The organism is Pinirhizobacter sp., assembly GCF_035317885.1.
Lineage (GTDB): Bacteria > Pseudomonadota > Gammaproteobacteria > Xanthomonadales > Rhodanobacteraceae > Pinirhizobacter.
This window is the reverse complement of the sequence record NZ_DATHFX010000064.1, coordinates 1-16,835: the sequence shown is the minus strand read 5'-3', so window position 1 is coordinate 16,835 and position 16,835 is coordinate 1. Positions and strand designations below refer to the sequence as shown.

Below are 16,835 nucleotides of genomic sequence, written 5' to 3'. Positions count from 1 at the left end.
GCGGCGGTCGGCGATCTGCGCGCACGAGAACAGGTGTCGCCCAAGGACAAGATAGAGCTTGGCAGGGTGGGTGCTTCGATGATCCGATCGAACCAGGTCGTGATCCTGGATGGCGGCACTACGGCGCTCCAGGTGGCGCGTCAACTGGCGCCTGACCTGCACGCCACCATCGTCACGCACAGTCCCACCGTGGCGGTGGAAGCAGCGAAGCATCCGTACGTCGACATCATCATGCTGGGAGGCCGGTTGTTCCGGCACTCTATGGTCAATGTGGGGGCGACGGTCATCGATGCGGCCTCGCGTCTGCGGGCCGACGTTTATTTCATGGGCGTAACAGGCGTACACCCTGAAGCCGGTCTGAGCACGGGAGACGCCGAGGAGGCTGCCGTGAAACGCGCGCTGCATGAACGTGCCGCGGAGACCATCGTTCTTGCATCGGCGGAGAAACTCATGGCGGCCTCACCGTTCGTGGTGACGTCGTTGACAGAAATCAGTCTGTTGGTGATCCCGCTAAAAACTCCGAACGCCATTGTTCGTGCGTTGCGCGCCGGCGGCACTCGGGTTCGGCGCGCTCAAGGGCCACCAAGACCGTAAGTCAGGGGGTGGTTTTGGTAGACCAGACCTGCCAGAAACCTCCGAGGGTATACACAGCCAGCGCCGACCAAATGACTGCGAAACCGACCAGGCGCGCGCCGCCGAACGGCTCGCCGTAAAGCCATACGCCCAGCAGCAGTTGCAACGATGGCGCGATATATTGCAAGAAGCCCAGGGTCGACATGGGAATTCGGCGGGCGCCTGCAGCAAACAACAATAGCGGAACTGCGGTGATCGGACCGGCTGCCGCCGCCAGCCATTTGGATGCAGTCGGTGCATGCAAGAACGCATTTTGCCCATGCCACGCCATCACCGCCAAAGCGCCGAATGCCAGGGGAAACAGCAAAAGCGTCTCCAACGACAAGCCTTCCAGCGGGCCAAGCGTGGCCGTTCTGCGCAACAGACCGTACGAACCAAATGACAATGCCAATCCCAAGCCTATCCACGGCAAGTGTCCGGCCTGCCAGGTGAGCCACGCTACGCCGGCGGCGGCCAGCATGACGGCGGCCCATTGGATCGGGCGCATACGCTCATGCAGCAGCAGTGATCCCAGCAGCACGTTTACCAGTGGCGTGATGAAATAGCCGAGACTGGAATCGACCACATGGTCGTTATTGACCGCCCAGATATAGATGTACCAATTCACCGACAACAGGGTCGCGCTTGCGGCAAATCCCGCCAGCACTTTGGGCTGGCGCCGCACCTTGCCGATCCAGGACCACTGCCGGCGCAAAGCCAGGACGATCAACACAAAGACCAGCGCCCACACCACGCGCTGTAGCAGGATTTCCAGCGGCGAGAAATCCTGCAGCGCCCTGAAATAAATCGGAAACAAGCCCCACAAGATGTAAGCGCCTGCGGCGTAAAGCATGCCAATTTGCATAGTGGAGCTGGCGAAAGCGTGAGGACGGGATTCAGTCGGCCGCTATTATGGCAGGCCGCAATCCCTTAAACAGCAGCCAAAAATCCCATGGCCGGCTCGAAAACGAATATCGGAACCTCCGGAAAAACCACAAGAGCCAATGCGAGAAACAGCTGTTCATGCGCCATGATATTTCGCGCAGTCGACGCGGCGTCGTTGTAAACAATGATCTGTGCGGAAACATAGAACTCAGCGCCATATCACCCATATAACACGCCATGGCCACGCAGCGGTTGTGGCCACCACTTACGGCCGCAAGCACCAGCATATGTAAAAAAACCGCAACGGAAACCAACTAGGTTGCGTAACCCTGACGAGTTTCTCTCCTTTCGACGATCACCTAGGAAACGCAAATGGCCAAGACAGACCGACGCACAATTCTCAAAGCCTTGGGGGCAGCGGCAATCAGCACCGCTTTCCCGGAATCCATTCAGCGCGCCTTGGCCATCGAACCAAAAATCGTCACCGGTACGATCAAAGATGTGAAGCACATCGTCGTCCTGATGCAGGAGAATCGGTCGTTCGATCATTATTTTGGATCGCTGCGCGGAGTTCGCGGCTTCGACGATCCGCGGGCGGTGACTCTGCCGTCGGGGAATCCCGTGTTCCAGCAGCCGAACGGCGCGAGCACGCTGCTGCCGTTCCGCCCACCTCAGCCCTTTCTCGGATACCAGTTCGTCGGCGACTTGCCGCATAACTGGTCGGATGCGCATCGTGCGTGGAACAACGGCAACAACGACAGCTGGGTGGCGGCCAAAGGCAGCATCGAGACGATGACGTTTGTCGATCGCAACGACATCCCGTTCCACTATGCGCTGGCGGACGCCTTTACCGTCTGCGACAACTACCATTGTTCGATCATGGGTCCGACCGACCCGAACCGCTACTATCTTTGGACCGGAGCGGTGGGCCAGAACGGCACCCAGACCGACACCATCGAGCAACCTTTCTCCGGCGCCACGCCCGGCACCTTCACGCTTAACGTAGGCCCCAGCACCGGCAATGGCGTACTGCCGGGCGGGCCTGTGGTCAACAATGATGAGCAGGGCTATAACTGGCTGACCTATCCGGAACGGCTCGAAGCCGCCGGCGTCTCCTGGAAGTTCTATCAGGATGTAGGTCTCGGCCTCACGCCCGCGCAATTCGAAGGCTTCACCGACAACCCGTTCATCGGCAATTTCGGCGATGCCTCGCCTCTCTATTTCCTGCAGTACCAGAAGGCGCAGGCCGGCAGCCCGCTGTTCGATAAAGCCAGGACCGGCACCGACGTCTTCAATGGCGGAGCGTTCAATGGCGGCTCGCTGTTCCAGCAGCTGCAGAACGACGTCATGAACAACACGCTGCCGGAGGTATCGTGGGTCGTCGCGCCGCAGGCCTACTGTGAGCATCCGACATTCCCGCCGAACTGGGGCGCCTGGTACATCTCGAACGTGCTCGATGCGCTGACCTCCAACCCGGAAGTCTGGGCGTCAACCGTGCTGATTGTGAATTATGACGAGAACGATGGTTTCTTCGATCACTTGATCGCGCCGACGCCGCCCACGAGTGCAGCTGATGGTCTGTCCACGGTCGACACCGTTAACGAACTCTATCCAGGCGTGCACGGCGTCACGAGCTTCGCGCCCGGCCCCTACGGACTTGGCGCCCGCGTGCCGTGCTTCGTCGTGTCGCCCTGGAGCCGGGGTGGCTGGGCCTGTTCACAAGTATTCGACCATACCTCGGTGATTCAATTCATCGAGAAGCGGTTCGGCGTGACCGAAACGCACATCACACCCTGGCGGCGCGCGATCTCCGGTGACCTGACATCGGCGCTAAACTTCAAGGTGGCCGATCATAAGCCGCCGAAACTTCCGGACACGGACGCTTTCGTCAGCTTCGTTTCGAATGGTGCACTGGCGCCGGTGACCCAGGCGATGATCGCGGCCGGCAACCAGCCTGCGCCCAACATCCCGATCACCGTCCCGGCGGTTCAGACGATGCCGAAGCAGGAGCCGGGACAGCGTCTGGCGCGCGCCTTACCGTATCGTCTGCAGGCCGATGCCACGGCCGACATTGCCGCGCAGAAAGTTTCGATCGCATTCGAGAACACCGGCGCGATCGGTGCGTTCTTTCAGGTGCGCACTGCCGAAGGAGCCGAGAATACTGGGCACGGAACCGGTCCCTGGGGCTACACCGTCGACGCGGCCAAGCGCGTGCTGTCGGATCAGTGGAGCCCGACCGGGGGAACGAGCTACGACCTGTCCGTCTATGGCCCGAATGGTTTTTTCCGCCGCGCCGCCGGCGGCTTGACTCACACATCCGCCAATCTCGAAGTCCAGGTACTTCCCGAAATTGCGGGCGAGGTCATTCTCCTGGTCATCGAGAACGTGGCTACAGAGCGGACGACCGTCACGATCGCCAATCAATACACCGGCCACAAGGAGCATTTCACACTCCAGGCCCGCGGTCGCGTCACCGTGCCGGTGCAACTCGTAACCAGCTTCCGTTGGTACGACGTGATGATCACCGCCAGCTCAGATCCCAGTTTCGTACGCCACTATGCGGGCCACATTGAAAACGGCTTCGACAGCGTCAGCGATCCCCATATCGGCAGAAGCGCTTGACGCATGCGGCAAGTCCTCGCGAACTCGCGACCATCATTGAGTCTTGGTTTCTTTTTTCTTGAAGCCGGCCGGCACGGTGAACGCATCGGCGCTCACGTCATTTGTCGACACCGAAACCACCTGTGAGGACACCGTCATCAAAGCCACGTCGCCCGGCGGCATTGCGACCGGTGCAACAGCGGGGGCCGACGGCGCGGCCGGCGCATCTGCAGTGTCCTTCTTCTTTTGGAAAAGACCGCCGAGTTTGCCGGCCACTGCGCCTGCAATGCCTCCGGGGCTTGGCGAACTGTTGTCAGTTTGGCTCGTTTGCGTTTGTTGCGAATTCGAATCCTTGCATTGCGGGCCACCAAGTCCGAGCGTGAAGCTGCTCTTCACGGGATAGCCTTTCACGCTCTGCATCTTGGCCGCGACTTCGGTCCAGACGCCTTTGTACTGGCTGAACAGGGCCTTGGCTTTTTCGGACACGTCTTGGGAGTTCGAGATGTCGAGGCCCATCTTGGAAGCGTACGCAGTATAGAATTTGCGAGCTTCGCTGCTTTCCGCGAAGTCGGCGGAAGTCCACTGATCCAAAACCAAGGCGACCTCGCAAATTGCTCCTGTCTCCTTGTCCTGGCAAGGTTGGGTGGCCGTAACGGTCACCCGTTGCGCATCGTAACCGGCGAATTGCGCCTTCTCGCCGCTCTTCGTGACGTCGACTTTGGCAGGTAGCCACACGCACTTGGATTGATCGACCGCGGAAGGCTGCTTCTTGTCCTCGCTCGAGTTCATTTGATCCGACATTTTCTGCATCTGCTCTCGGAGCTGTTCGAAGGTGGTCTCGGTGTACTCCTTCTTATTCATGTTTAGGTGGTAAATCTTGTCCTGATCGAGGAGAACGATCTCGGCGCTCGGCCCAAGGGCGTTGCGCGCCAGAAAACCGATGATCTTCGACTGCATCTTCATATCGCTGTCGGTGCGCGACTTGTCGCCGGAGATGCTGGTTTTAGAGCTACCCGACATATTCGCGAACGCCATTGCGCCGACGCCGTCGACGGAGGTGGTGCGTTCGATGGTTATGTCGGCCCGCGCAGTTCCCGCTGCGAACCCGAGAATGCTGCCCATCAGAACTAGGGCGGTTGACCGCAGTCTTTGTATTTTCATGGAATCCCCCTCTTCGGTAGTTGTATTCAATGTTAGACCGGAACGCTACGCAAAACCCGCCACAGTCAGACGAATTCATGGCGGCTCTCGGCCGACACTCCCGCGCGACAGCGCTAGGCAGTTCGTGCTGCTTACTCGGCGGAATTTGCATTCGCCTAGAGGTGGAAGACCTGCTGCTTCCAACAAAACTTGCGTTACTGTTGGACCTCCGTATAAAGCGCACTACCACGGCAACGACTTACGCCAGACTTGAAAAACTAAAGGTATTCTAGGGTTATATGAACACCATCTCCAGCTTTGTTCCCCGCTTGACGATTAACCTGCTTGTGGCAGCGTTCGCCACCATCGCCATTGTCACCCCACCGGTCGCATTTGCTGAGACTGTCGCCGTCCGTTTCGGACAGCTCGTCACGGGGAAAGGCACTGTCATCCAGGATGCGGTGGTGCTCATCGAAAAAGATCGAGTCACCGCGGTTGGATCAGGCGCAGCAGCGGTCCCAGCGGAGGCCCGTCTGATCGATCTACGGCCACTTACAGGCATTCCGGGAATGATCGACGTCCATACGCACATGACCTTCTACTGGGACAAGACCCCAGGCTCGAAGCCCTGGACACAACTCGGCACGCTCAATTCCGCCGTCACCGTTTTCTTAGCCCAAGAAAACGCCCGCAAGACTCTGGAAAGCGGCGTGACGACAGTGCGCGACCTTGGCTCGTGGGACGGGAACGACCTTGCGATGCGAGATCTTATCGAACGAGGGGCCATGGTAGGCCCGCGAATGTTCGTCTCCGGGTGCGGTCTGCACATCACGTCCGACCCATTTCGACCCGGCGTCACCCGGCCGGATCCGTGCCGCGCCGACGGTGTAGCCGAGGTGCAGCGGGCGGCCCGGCAACAGCTTGCAGCCGGCGCGGACTGGATCAAGATGTACGGGTCCACCGGCAGCGACCAGAACGTGACGGGCTTCGAAACCTTTGGCTACGAGGAGATGAAGGCTGCAACCGACGTGGCTCACCGCGCGGGTAAACGCATCGCCATCCATTCTTACGGACCCGATGGCGCGCGAGATGCGGTCAAGGCAGGGGCAGACTCTGTTGAGCATGCCGTCGACATTGACGACGCAACTTTCAATGAAATGGTCAAACGCGGGACCGTCTATGTTCCGACCGTGGATCACAATCGCTACTACATCGACCACAAGGACGAGTTTGGCTACGACCAAGCTGTCGTGGATAGGCTGAATGGTTACATCTTGAGAAATGCGGAGACGCTTCGCCGCGCCATCAAGTTCCACGTCAAGATCGCGATGGGCTCGGACGCAGTCTTCACCGGCTTCGGGGAAAATACGGGCGACCTCAGTTGGTTCGTGAAAGCCGGCATGACTCCGGCACAGGCTCTCGATTCCGCAACCATTGTGGGGGCCGAGTTACTCGGCAAGGCGACGGAGCTTGGTATCGTTGCGCCGGGCGCCTTCGCCGATCTGGTAGCGATCGACGGCGATCCCCACAAGGACATTGCCGCGGTCCTAAGGGTCAAGTGGGTCATGAAGGGCGGCAAGGCCGTGGTCGACAAGCGATGAGTTCGAATTCTCACTTGTCGCGTGTTGCGAAGGCCATGCCTTCATGACGACCGTATCAAATTCCCTAAGACTCATCGCGCCAACTTTATTGGTAGAATGCAGCATTCAGAATCAAAGAGTGACCCGTATGACAGATCGCCGCCGATTTCCAGGAGTGTTCGAAGCCATCTCCGCCTTGCTGATGTCACTGGCTGCCGTGACCGCCGATGCGGCGCCGGGCGCGCCCGTGGCGCAATTTCAACCGTTCAAGATTGGCACCTATAGCGCGGTGGCGCTCAAAGACGGTGGGATTGAGGCGCCGGTCGACGGCAAGAGTTTCATTGTCGGCCAGCCGAACGAGGCGGTCGGTGCAGTGCTCAAGGCGGGTGGGGCCTCCGCTGACCATTTTGAGTTCAGCATTCAGCCGCTGCTCGTACACGCTGGTGCTCACGTGCTGTTGTTTGATACCGGTGCCGGTGGTTTTTTCGGCGCCATTGCCGGCAAGCTGCCGGAGTCCATGAAGGCGGCGGGTGAGAATCCGGCCAGCGTGACCGATATCTTCATCTCGCATGCCCACGGCGATCACATCGGCGGACTGGAGACGTCTACCGGTGCGCTTGCTTTCCCCAATGCGACGATTCACATATCCGCACCGGAATGGAAATGGCTGAGTGGCCTTAGCGCGGATGAGGCGAAGAACTTCGGCATCCAACAGGTTTCTGCCCTGGTGAGTGCGATCAAGCCGAAGGTAGTGGCCTTCGAGCCGGGCGCGGATCTCCTGCCCGGTATCGTCAAGGCGGTAGAACTCAAGGGGCACACGCCCGGCCATTCCGGCTACCGCATCGGGTCGGGCACCGATGGTGTGCTTGTCTTTGGTGATGCGATGCACAGCTACCTGGTGTCTGTTCGCAAGCCTTCCTGGCAAGTTGCCTTCGATGGCGACAAGCAGCTTGGAGCGACGACACGGATCGCGCTCATCAAAAGCTCCGCCGCGAGTGGTCAGCGCCTCTATTCGGAACACTTTCCCTTCCCAGGCATAGGCAAGATCGTGAAGGGCAAGGACGGCGCCAGCTGGCAGGCGGAGTCGCTGCACTAAATCTCGAATCGCGGTCGTCTTGTGTTGTTAGGTGCGACTGGCTGTGGCCGGTCTGTGCCCGGGAAACACTGCCTCGTTTGATTTTGTCGGCAAAGTCTGCCGTCGCTATTTGGGGTCTGTTCCTGGCATGTCCGGCACTTACGCCAACAGGGGGTTACGAACGTTGTCTCGGTAGGCCGTCACCGCATCGCCCAGAGCGGCCCGCAGAGAAGCAAGCCAGGGTTCGTATTTTCGCCACTGGTCGAGGCCTTCGCGGCTAATGGGCTGCCGCACTTGCTCGGAACTCGCCGTACGCACGTTGCGCGGGGTTTTGTGGAACTCCAGACAGGCCGGCTCCAAGGGCAGACCGCAGAAGTCGAGGATGCGGCGCACGCTGCCCTCAAGGTCAGCGACCACGTCTTCGTGATGCACGGTCAGGATTCGCCCGGGCAGCGCCATGTTCCAGTGCTGCATGATTTCAAGGTAGGTGCGGTAGTAGCGTGCGATATCAGTGATGTTGTAGCTGAACTCCTGCCCGCTGGCGAACAGCTGCTTGAGATTGCCGAAGCAACAGGCCATGGGTTCGCGCCGGGCATCGATGATCTTTGCGTTCGGTAGCATTAAGTGGATGAGGCCGATGTCGCGAAAGTTGTTCGGCATTTTGTCGATGAAGAACGGCCGCCCCGTTTGACGGTACACCCGAGTTTCAGTTAAGAAGCGTTTGCCTAAGCGCAGGAAGTCCTCCGCGGTTAGCTCCGTCAGCACACCTGGATAGCGCGGGTTGTTCAAGTCCGCGCCGCGACCCCGCAGCTCCATGACAATGCGTTGGACATGAGCGAGTTCCTGGGTGCCCTCGACTTGGGGGTGCGAAGCTAGGATCTGCTCGATGAGAGTGGAGCCGGAGCGAGGCAGGCCGAGGATGAAAATGGGATCCGGATCCGCCACTCCCCACTCTTGCCGCGCTGCGAAGAATTCCTTCGTGCACACCTGCGTCGACAGCCGGGCCTGGGTCTCTGTGATCTGGGGTAGGTGGCGAATCTCGGCGTGCTTGAGAGCGTTGCCGCGCTCATAGAACGCCCAAGATTCTTCATATCGACGCTGATCCTCGAGTGCTTTGCCCAGCGCGAAGCACAGGTGGTATCGGTCTACCAGGCCGGTGGCCTGCGCCGCTTCCACGGTGCGCATGCGCGCGATCTCACCTTCAGCGAAGCGGTAGGTCTTGAGGTTGCCCAAGCTCCACCAGGGTTCGCCCGAGTCCGGCAAGGCGGCGATGGCTGCGTGATATTCCTGAATGGCTTCCGGTTGCCGACCGACGGTTCTCAGCAAGTCTGCCAGCCGCAGGTGCAAGTCCGCGGCCTCGGTTCTGGTTGCAGCGCCTTCCGCCAGCATCCGGCGGTACAGGCGAATGATGGGTTCGTAATCGCCGAGTCCCACGCAAGCCGCCGCGTATAGCTTCAGATAATGACGGTTACTGGGCTCCAGCTGCATTAGCGTGTCCATCTCCTGCCGCGCTTGCAGGTGCTTTTGCCGCTTGTTCAGCACACCGGCGTAGTCGGCTCGTGCCGCCCCGTAGTCCGGTGCCAGCCTCAGGACGGATTCTAGCAATCGTTCGGCGTCATCCAGCGCGTCGCGCCGGATGCCGATGCGTGCCAGCAGACGCATGGCTTCGGCATGATCGCCGTGCTGAAGCAGGTAGGCGCGGATGATGCTTTCCGCCGGCGTCAAATCGCCGTCGGAGAACAGGCTGCCTGCCTGGATGATGGGTGGCGGCAGCCTCCGTAGATCCGCGATGTGCTCGGCTGCGGTGGCGGCGTTGTGCTGGTCTCCCGTCATACGGTATAGGTCGTGCAGCATTTGCCAGCTGTCGGGCAGCGCCTGGTTGATGTTGACGCCGCGCCCGAACGCCTCGATGGCCCTGGGGGCATCCCTCAGTGCGACGTAGCAGTGGCCGCGCTCCTGGTGCAGCCGGCTGTATCGCGGGTGATGCTGCTCCAGGCGTCGAAGGAGTTCTAACGCTTCCGAAACCCGATTCAAATGGCGCAGGTTCACCGCCGCCAGGTACAACAGGTCACGGTCTTCGGGGTGTCGCGCCAGCAGTGGGTCGATGCCTGCCAGCGCCGCAACGTAATGACGTGTTCGAGTAAGCTCTTGCAGGCGAGGAATTTCCTGCTCCAGCAGCGTTGTTTCCGCCGTTGCTGATGAATTCATAGTGCTATGAATTGCACCTTCCAATGAACTGAAGGTCAAGCAGGGCCATGCGCGCGCGCTGAGAATCTGGGCGCATGCATAAAAAAGCCCACCAGAACCAGTAGGCTTCATCAAGGCCCCCGATGGTTGTGCTGCCGCGGCTGGACCAGCGGCCGCGGCAGCACAACGCTCATCGCCTCAGATCAGACGGGAACCTTCAGGGTGACGAGGCCACCCATCGCCGGATCCGAGATGCTGTCGCGGCCGGTCTCGATGTGACCCGCGAGGCGATATTGGAAGGTCGGGTCCTGCTCGACCGTAATGACGAGGTCATACCAACCCTGGAACTCTTCCAACAACCAGTCGAACACAATTTCCTCGCCGTGGCGGGCAAAGATCGCCGGGATGATCTTACCCGTGTAGGCGTCGGTCACCTTGACGTTCGCCTTGTTCTTGGTCAGGTTGGCGATCTGCAGCACCAACGAGCCGAAGCTCGCAAATCCGTGCGTTGGGGTAACGCCAAGCACCGCGGAGGCGCTGTCGTTGCTGCCGTTGAACTGCCGCAAGAAACCGTTCGGGCCGTACACCGACAGACCGTAGACCGTCGAAATGTCCCAGGTGCCCGACAGCGACTTGCCCGATTCCACGGTGTAGGCACGCACAATGTCCGCGGCATTGACCGAACGCACCGTGAACACCGCGGCCATGCGGCCGGTATTGATGAAAGTCAGGGTCACGGTGCCGGCGGAGCCGTTCACCGCGGCGGTGACCTCCAGGGAGTACGGCAGGGCGCGCGCCGGGCGCACGCCGTGCTCCTGCTTCGGGATGCCCAAGGTGATCTGCGAAGTCGAAGACGGCGTCAGGGTGGAACCGCTCGCCGAATTCAGCTCCTCCGGCAGAAACGCGGACGTGTTCGGCAGCGTCGGGTTCTTACCGTTGGGGTTGGCGAAGTTGAAGAAGGAGGTCAAATCACTGGTCACCGCACGGCGCCAGGGCGTGATGTTCGGGCAATGCACCCCGAAGCGCTTCTCGATGAACTTGATGACCGAGGTGTGATCCGACAGTTCAGAGTTCACGTAGCCGCCCTTGCTCCAGGGCGAGATTGCCAGGAATGGTACACGGAAGCCGAAACCGATCGGCTGCGCGGGAATACCCGGCACCGAACCCGCCGGCACCTGCTCGAAGTCGGCGGTGACCGTGGTGGCACCGTCCGAGCCGTCCGTGCTGATCGCCGGGACTGGCGCTGGCAGGTGGTCGAAAGAACCATCGTTCTCGTCGTAGTTGATGATGAGCACGGTCTTGCTGAACACCTCCGGGTTGGAGGTCAGGATGTCCAGGACCTGAGAGATGTACCAGGCACCGTAGCCGTTCGGGGCGGCCGGGTGCTCGCTATAGCCGGACGGGGCGACCAACCAAGACACCTGCGGCAGTGTGCCGTTCTTTACGTCACTCTGAAATTGAGCGAACAGTCCCTCGGCCCAGGTCTCCCACGCAGCGCGGGGCGCCGTGAGCGCGGGGGTGTTGTAGGCGAGGGCGGTGCCCGTCGCGGCCTTCTGGAACAGCGGCGAGCTCATGGGCGCGTCGACGTACTGTTGGAAGTACAGCACCGGGTTGTCGGTAAAAGTACCGACGAACATGCCATTGCAGACGGGTTGACCAGCGGAGTTCTTCGGAAGCGGCCCGCTGCCCTGGTCGTGGGCGACGACCGTCGGGGTCGTCACCGAGTCGCCCACGATATCTTGGTAGACGCGCCAGCTAATGCCGCTAGCCTCCAACATCTCTGGGTAAGTCGGCCACGACAGCGGAAAGCCATTGACGAATCCATTGTTGAGCACGATGCCGCTGCCATGGCCGTTGGTGCCCTGGGCGGTTGGGGTACCGTTGGGCAGGATGTTGCCCGCAATGTTGCCGTTGCAACCTGTCCACAGGTAGCAGCGGTTCACATTGGTCGGACCACGGAACGAGCAGTAGTAGTTGTCGCCGACCGTGAAGGCATCCGCCAACGCGCTGTGATACGGAACGTCCACGCGCATGCGGTACGCCATGGTCAGGGGGTTCTTGGCCGGCACCCAGCTATCCCACTCACCGCCGTCTCGAGCTTCGAGGCCGAGAGGCCAGCCGTGGTCCAGTCCCGGACGGTACACCAGATTCAAGCTATCGGTCGGTATGACGGCGGTGGGCGCGTTCGTCGCGGTCGCGGCCGACGCATTGATCTGGAATGGCGGCACCACCAGATCGGCAGTCACACCGCCGAACTGATTGGCGGGCCAGCCATAGGTCACGCCGTTTTCCACAAAGCCGTTGGCGGGACCGCCGAACTTTTGCTCGGCCGGCTGCAGGAACACGGAGTTACCGTTCCTCTGCTTGACCGCGCGCGGGTCGGAGAAGCCGCGCACGCCGCGCAGGGTACCGAATACCTCGTCGAACGAGTTGTTCTCCTGCATCAGGATGACGATGTGCTCGACGTCATTGATGGTGCCGGTCTTGAAGTGTGCCGGAATGGACAGCGCCTTGGCGATCGACGAGTTCAGCATGGCAGCGGCCGAGCCCAGGCCCATCAACTGCAAAAATTCACGACGATCGGTCAGCTTTCGATCATTTGCCACAAAATCTCTCCTGCCCGGATAGAAATCCAGGCGTTGAATGTCTCAAGGTGGTAGCTACATGCGGCCATGCGGCTCGGTCACTACACTGAGGCCGAATTGTTAAATTGAAGTGAAGAGTTTGTGACGCACCCTATAAGGCTCCTCTTCGGCACGCGCCGGCCGCCTGCGGCTGGACTACACGTTTCCGCCTTGGTGCTGCTGTACAATCATGCAGGCACAGAGTGCTGACCCTCCCGTTTTTTGCCCCCTCATTAGATTGTGGTTGTCATGAATTCCTCGGCGGAACTGTCGCAATTCCCGCAGAACCGCGGCGAGCTTTACCTGCAGGCCATGAACTTGCGCTTGCTAAATCAATTCGATGAGGCGCTGGGTGTGCTGGAGCGGCTGCAGCAGCTGCATCCCCGTTGCAGTCGCTTATACGAGGAGCGTGGCCACTGTTACGCCGCGCTGCGCAATGCCCCGAAAGCCATCGACGCCTTCTGGCAGGCCGTGAACTTCAACGCCGCCCTGCCAGCCAGCTGGCAAATGCTGCACACCCTATATCTTGAGACGGGGGATGAAGAGAACGCCGCCAGAATCGCGGATCGCCTTGCGACGCTCCGCAACCTGCCCCCTGAGATCATCGAGGCCGCCAGCCTGTTCGCCGACGGGGAGCTTGTCCATGCCGAGCGCGTCCTGCGGGTATACCTGGCGCGGCATGGCGAGCACATCGAGGCCATGCGCCTGCTGGGGCGCATCTGCACCGCACGCGGGTTGCGAGACGATGCCGAGCTACTGTTGGAAGCAGTCGTACAACGGGCCCCCGGCTACCGCGCCGCGCGTACCGACTACGCCCGCGCGCTGCTCGATCAACACAGGTACGTGCGGTCTCGCGAGGAGATCCAGCAGTTGCTCGAGCTCGATCCGGGCAACCGAGCATACCTCCGGCAGTACGGAGAGGCCTGCATCCGGTTGGGGGACTATGAGCCCGGGATCAGCCTGTACCGTCGGCTCCTGGGCGACGCCCAATCGGGACGGGAATCCGCAGAGCTGCACTTATGGATCGCGTTCTCCCTGAGAGCCCAGGGGCACCGGGCGGAGGCGATCCAGGGCTACCGTGCCGCCATCGCCGCCTGGCCGGAATCGAGCGAGGCCTGGTGGGGCCTGGCAAACCTCAAGACCTATCATTTTTCGCTCGACGACATCGCTCGCATGCGCTCGGCGGAAGCGGCACCCGGCACATCCCTTGTGGACCGCTATCACCTGTGCTTCGCGCTGGGCAAGGCCCTGGAAGACCAGAAGGACTACGCCGACTCTTGGGTCTACTACGAGCGCGGCAATGCGCTCAAGCAGGCGGAAGTTCGTTACCCGCCGAGGCTCGCCGAGAACCACGTGCGGCTCTCGAAGCAAGTGTGCACACGGGAGTTCTTCGAGACGCGAAGGGGCTGGGGCGTCGCGGACTCGGATCCCATCTTCATCGTGGGGCTGACACGCTCCGGCTCGACACTCATCGAACAGATCCTGGCTTCGCATTCGGAGGTCGAGGGTACCCAGGAACTCGCGGACATCCAACGCATCGTGAGGGCGTTACGCGGCCGTGACATGGACCTTGAGAACCCGCGCTATCCGAAGGTGCTGGCCGAGTTGGGGCCGCAAGACTTCCGCAGCTTCGGCGAAGGCTTCATGGCCGACACCCGGATCTACCGCCGCACGCGGCGCCCGTACTTCATCGACAAGCTGCCGGACAACTTCCGCGACATTGGCCTCATCCGCTTGATGCTGCCGAATGCGAAAATCATCGACGCCCGGCGCGAACCCATGGCCTGCTGCTTCGGCAATCTCAAGCAGCTGTTCTCGGGCGGTCAAGAGTTCAGTTACAGCATCGCTGACATGGCGCACTACTACCGCAACTATCTCGAGCTCATGCGGCACTGGAACGAGGCGTTGCCGGGGCGGATCCTGACGGTACACCACGAGGACGTGGTGGAGGATCTGGAGGGCAATGTGCGCCGCATCCTGGACTTCTGTGGTCTGCGCTTCGAGCCGGCCTGCCTGGAGTTTCACAAGACCGAGCGGAACGTGCGCACGGCCAGTTCCGAGCAGGTGCGACTGCCAATCAGCAGCGAAGGCGTCGACCAGTGGAGGAATTACGAACCCTGGCTGGGCCCGCTTAAGGATGGCCTCGGGAACGCTCTGACCACCTACAGGGACTGAAGGCGCCTTTGATGAGGCCCGGCACATAGAGATCAGCATCCAGCAACGGCCAAGGCCACCGGAAAGGCAAATTCGCAGCCGCCCTCGAGCGTAATTACGATGAGTCCACGTCGGGAATCATAGCGAGCGGCTTGCGCAATCGGTCCACGCGCCACCGCCGCGGCACCGCGCGCGTTCGCTGCTTTAAATTGAGCTCTAGTAATTGGTACATCTCGCGCAAGATCTTGCCCAGGTGCGCCGGCTGTGCATCTTCCCCGCCGCCTTAGTGACAATCGACATAGTCCACCTCGACTACGTGCGCTGCCTCGAAACGGAAGACGACACTGAAATTCTCATCGACCCACACCGCGTACCGCCCTGTCGGACTACCCTTGAGCGGGTGCAATCGCAGGCCCGGGGCATTCAACTGCTCAGCATGCGTGGCGGCGTTCAGCATGCCTCTGCCTGATTGAACCGCGGCTTGTCTCGCGGCATCCGACTCTGCATAGTGCGCACCCCTAGATCATTTAGCCAATATCACCATGCCCGCTTCCATAGAAAGTCGTATTGCTCAGGAACTCTCCGTCGCCGCGCAACAGGTTGGGGCGGCTGTGGCATTGCTGGACGAAGGTGCTACGGTGCCCTTCATTTCGCGCTATCGAAAGGAAGCCACCGGCGGACTCGACGATACCCAGCTGCGCAATCTGCAGGAGCGGCTGATTTATTTGCGCGAGATGGATGAGCGGCGGGCAGCGATACTTGCGAACATTCAAGAACAGGGCAAGCTGACGGACTCTCTGCGCACTTCGATCGAAGCGGCCGACACCAAGCAGCGGCTGGAAGATCTATATCTGCCGTACAAGCAGAAGCGGCGTACCAAGGCGCAGATCGCGCGTGAAGCGGGACTTGACGCACTAGCCGCTGCGCTGCTGGCCGATCACTCGCTGTCTCCTGACGCCGAGGCGGCAAAGTACCTCAAGCCGGCATTCACCACCGAGCAGGGCGACAACCCCGGCGTGCTCGACGTCAAGTCCGCGCTCGAAGGCGCGCGTCAAGTTTTGATGGAGCAATTCGCCGAGGATGCCGAACTGCTGGCCAATCTGCGCGCTCACCTGCAAGCCAGTGCGGTACTGATTTCAACGATGGCGGAAGGCAAGGAGGAGGCGGGCGCCAAGTTTCGCGACTACTTCGCCTACCAGGAGACGCTCAAAACCGTGCCTCCGCATCGCGCACTCGCGTTGTTTCGAGGACGCAAGGAGGAGATGCTCAAGATCTCGCTCAAGCTACCCGAGGATATCGCGGATACCGCGGCTTCGGGCCCTGCCTCGTTCAACACCTGCGAGATGAAAATTGCCGCGCGCTTCGGTATCGCGGATCGCAAACAAGCTGCCGATGCCTGGTTGCTGCAGACGGTGCGCTGGACCTGGCAGATCAAGCTGTCCTGGCAACTGGAAACGGAGCTGCTGACCGAGTTGCGCGAGCGCGCCGAATTGGAGGCGATTCGCGTCTTTGCGCACAATCTTCACGATCTTCTGCTCGCGGCGCCCGCGGGTCCGCGCGTTACCATGGGGCTGGATCCGGGGTTGCGCACCGGAGTGAAGGTGGCGATCGTCGATCGCACCGGAAAGCTGCTGGAGACGGCCACGGTTTATCCGCACGTACCACGCAACGACTGGAACGGAACTCTCAAGGCGCTGGCGATGCTGGCGAAGAAGCATGCCGTCGATCTCATCAGTATCGGCAACGGCACCGCCTCGCGCGAGACGGACAAGCTGGCAGGTGAGTTGATGAAACTGCAACCCGAATTGAAGCTCACCAAAGTGGTGGTGTCGGAGGCGGGGGCGTCGGTGTATTCGGCCTCCGCATTGGCGGCGAATGAATTTCCGACATTGGATGTGACCTTGCGCGGCGCCGTGTCGATTGCGCGGCGTCTACAGGACCCCCTCGCTGAACTGGTGAAGATCGACCCGAAGTCGA

11 protein-coding genes are annotated in these 16,835 nt (G+C 60.8%); 6 read left to right on the top strand and 5 right to left on the bottom strand.

Going from position 1 to position 16,835, the window contains the following annotated elements; all coding sequences use genetic code 11:
• Nucleotides 1-594, top strand: a 594-nt coding sequence (locus VK519_RS02025; protein ID WP_324347173.1) for a DeoR/GlpR family DNA-binding transcription regulator, incomplete at its 5' end; no start/stop codon positions are given.
• A gap of 1 nt (nucleotide 595) precedes the next feature.
• Here the strand turns inward: VK519_RS02025 and rarD are convergent.
• Nucleotides 596-1,465: an EamA family transporter RarD gene (rarD, locus tag VK519_RS02020; protein WP_324347171.1), complete on the bottom strand. Its 870-nt coding sequence runs from the start codon at nucleotides 1,463-1,465 to the stop codon at nucleotides 596-598.
• A 404-nt stretch (nucleotides 1,466-1,869) separates the two neighbouring features.
• Here rarD and VK519_RS02015 point away from each other — a divergent pair, with 404 nt between their 5' ends.
• Entirely contained in the window at nucleotides 1,870-4,119 is a 2,250-nt protein-coding gene (locus tag VK519_RS02015) for a phosphocholine-specific phospholipase C (RefSeq protein WP_324347169.1), read from the top strand.
• Between the two features lie 33 nt (nucleotides 4,120-4,152).
• Here the strand turns inward: VK519_RS02015 and VK519_RS02010 are convergent, their stop codons facing one another.
• Nucleotides 4,153-5,220, bottom strand: a complete 1,068-nt coding sequence (locus VK519_RS02010) for a hypothetical protein (protein ID WP_324347167.1) — start codon at nucleotides 5,218-5,220, stop codon at nucleotides 4,153-4,155.
• A 317-nt stretch (nucleotides 5,221-5,537) separates the two neighbouring features.
• Between VK519_RS02010 and VK519_RS02005 the strand changes: the two genes are divergently transcribed.
• Both VK519_RS02005 and VK519_RS02000 read left to right on the top strand, forming a co-directional pair.
• Entirely contained in the window at nucleotides 5,538-6,839 is a 1,302-nt protein-coding gene (locus VK519_RS02005; RefSeq protein WP_324347165.1) for an amidohydrolase family protein, read from the top strand.
• Nucleotides 6,840-6,966: 127 nt separating this feature from the next.
• Nucleotides 6,967-7,914, top strand: coding sequence for an MBL fold metallo-hydrolase (locus tag VK519_RS02000; RefSeq protein ID WP_324347163.1), 948 nt, complete (start codon nucleotides 6,967-6,969; stop codon nucleotides 7,912-7,914).
• A gap of 138 nt (nucleotides 7,915-8,052) precedes the next feature.
• Here VK519_RS02000 and VK519_RS01995 read toward each other — a convergent pair whose 3' ends face one another.
• Nucleotides 8,053-10,101 (bottom strand): tetratricopeptide repeat-containing sulfotransferase family protein, encoded by a 2,049-nt coding sequence (locus VK519_RS01995; protein WP_324347160.1) that lies wholly within the window; start codon nucleotides 10,099-10,101, stop codon nucleotides 8,053-8,055.
• 182 nt (nucleotides 10,102-10,283) lie between these two features.
• A complete protein-coding gene (locus VK519_RS01990) occupies nucleotides 10,284-12,686 on the bottom strand; it encodes a phosphocholine-specific phospholipase C (protein WP_324347158.1) in 2,403 nt (800 codons plus the stop codon).
• Between the two features lie 267 nt (nucleotides 12,687-12,953).
• Here VK519_RS01990 and VK519_RS01985 point away from each other — a divergent pair, with 267 nt between their 5' ends.
• Nucleotides 12,954-14,879 carry a sulfotransferase gene (locus VK519_RS01985; protein ID WP_324347155.1) on the top strand — a complete coding sequence of 642 codons (1,926 nt, stop codon included), beginning with the start codon at nucleotides 12,954-12,956 and terminating at the stop codon, nucleotides 14,877-14,879.
• A gap of 262 nt (nucleotides 14,880-15,141) precedes the next feature.
• Here VK519_RS01985 and VK519_RS17800 read toward each other — a convergent pair whose 3' ends face one another.
• A complete protein-coding gene (locus VK519_RS17800; RefSeq protein WP_414692678.1) occupies nucleotides 15,142-15,315 on the bottom strand; it encodes a type II toxin-antitoxin system RelE/ParE family toxin in 174 nt (57 codons plus the stop codon).
• Nucleotides 15,316-15,400: 85 nt separating this feature from the next.
• Between VK519_RS17800 and VK519_RS01980 the strand changes: the two genes are divergently transcribed.
• On the top strand, nucleotides 15,401-16,835 hold a 1,435-nt coding region (locus VK519_RS01980; protein WP_324347153.1), incomplete at its 3' end, for a Tex-like N-terminal domain-containing protein.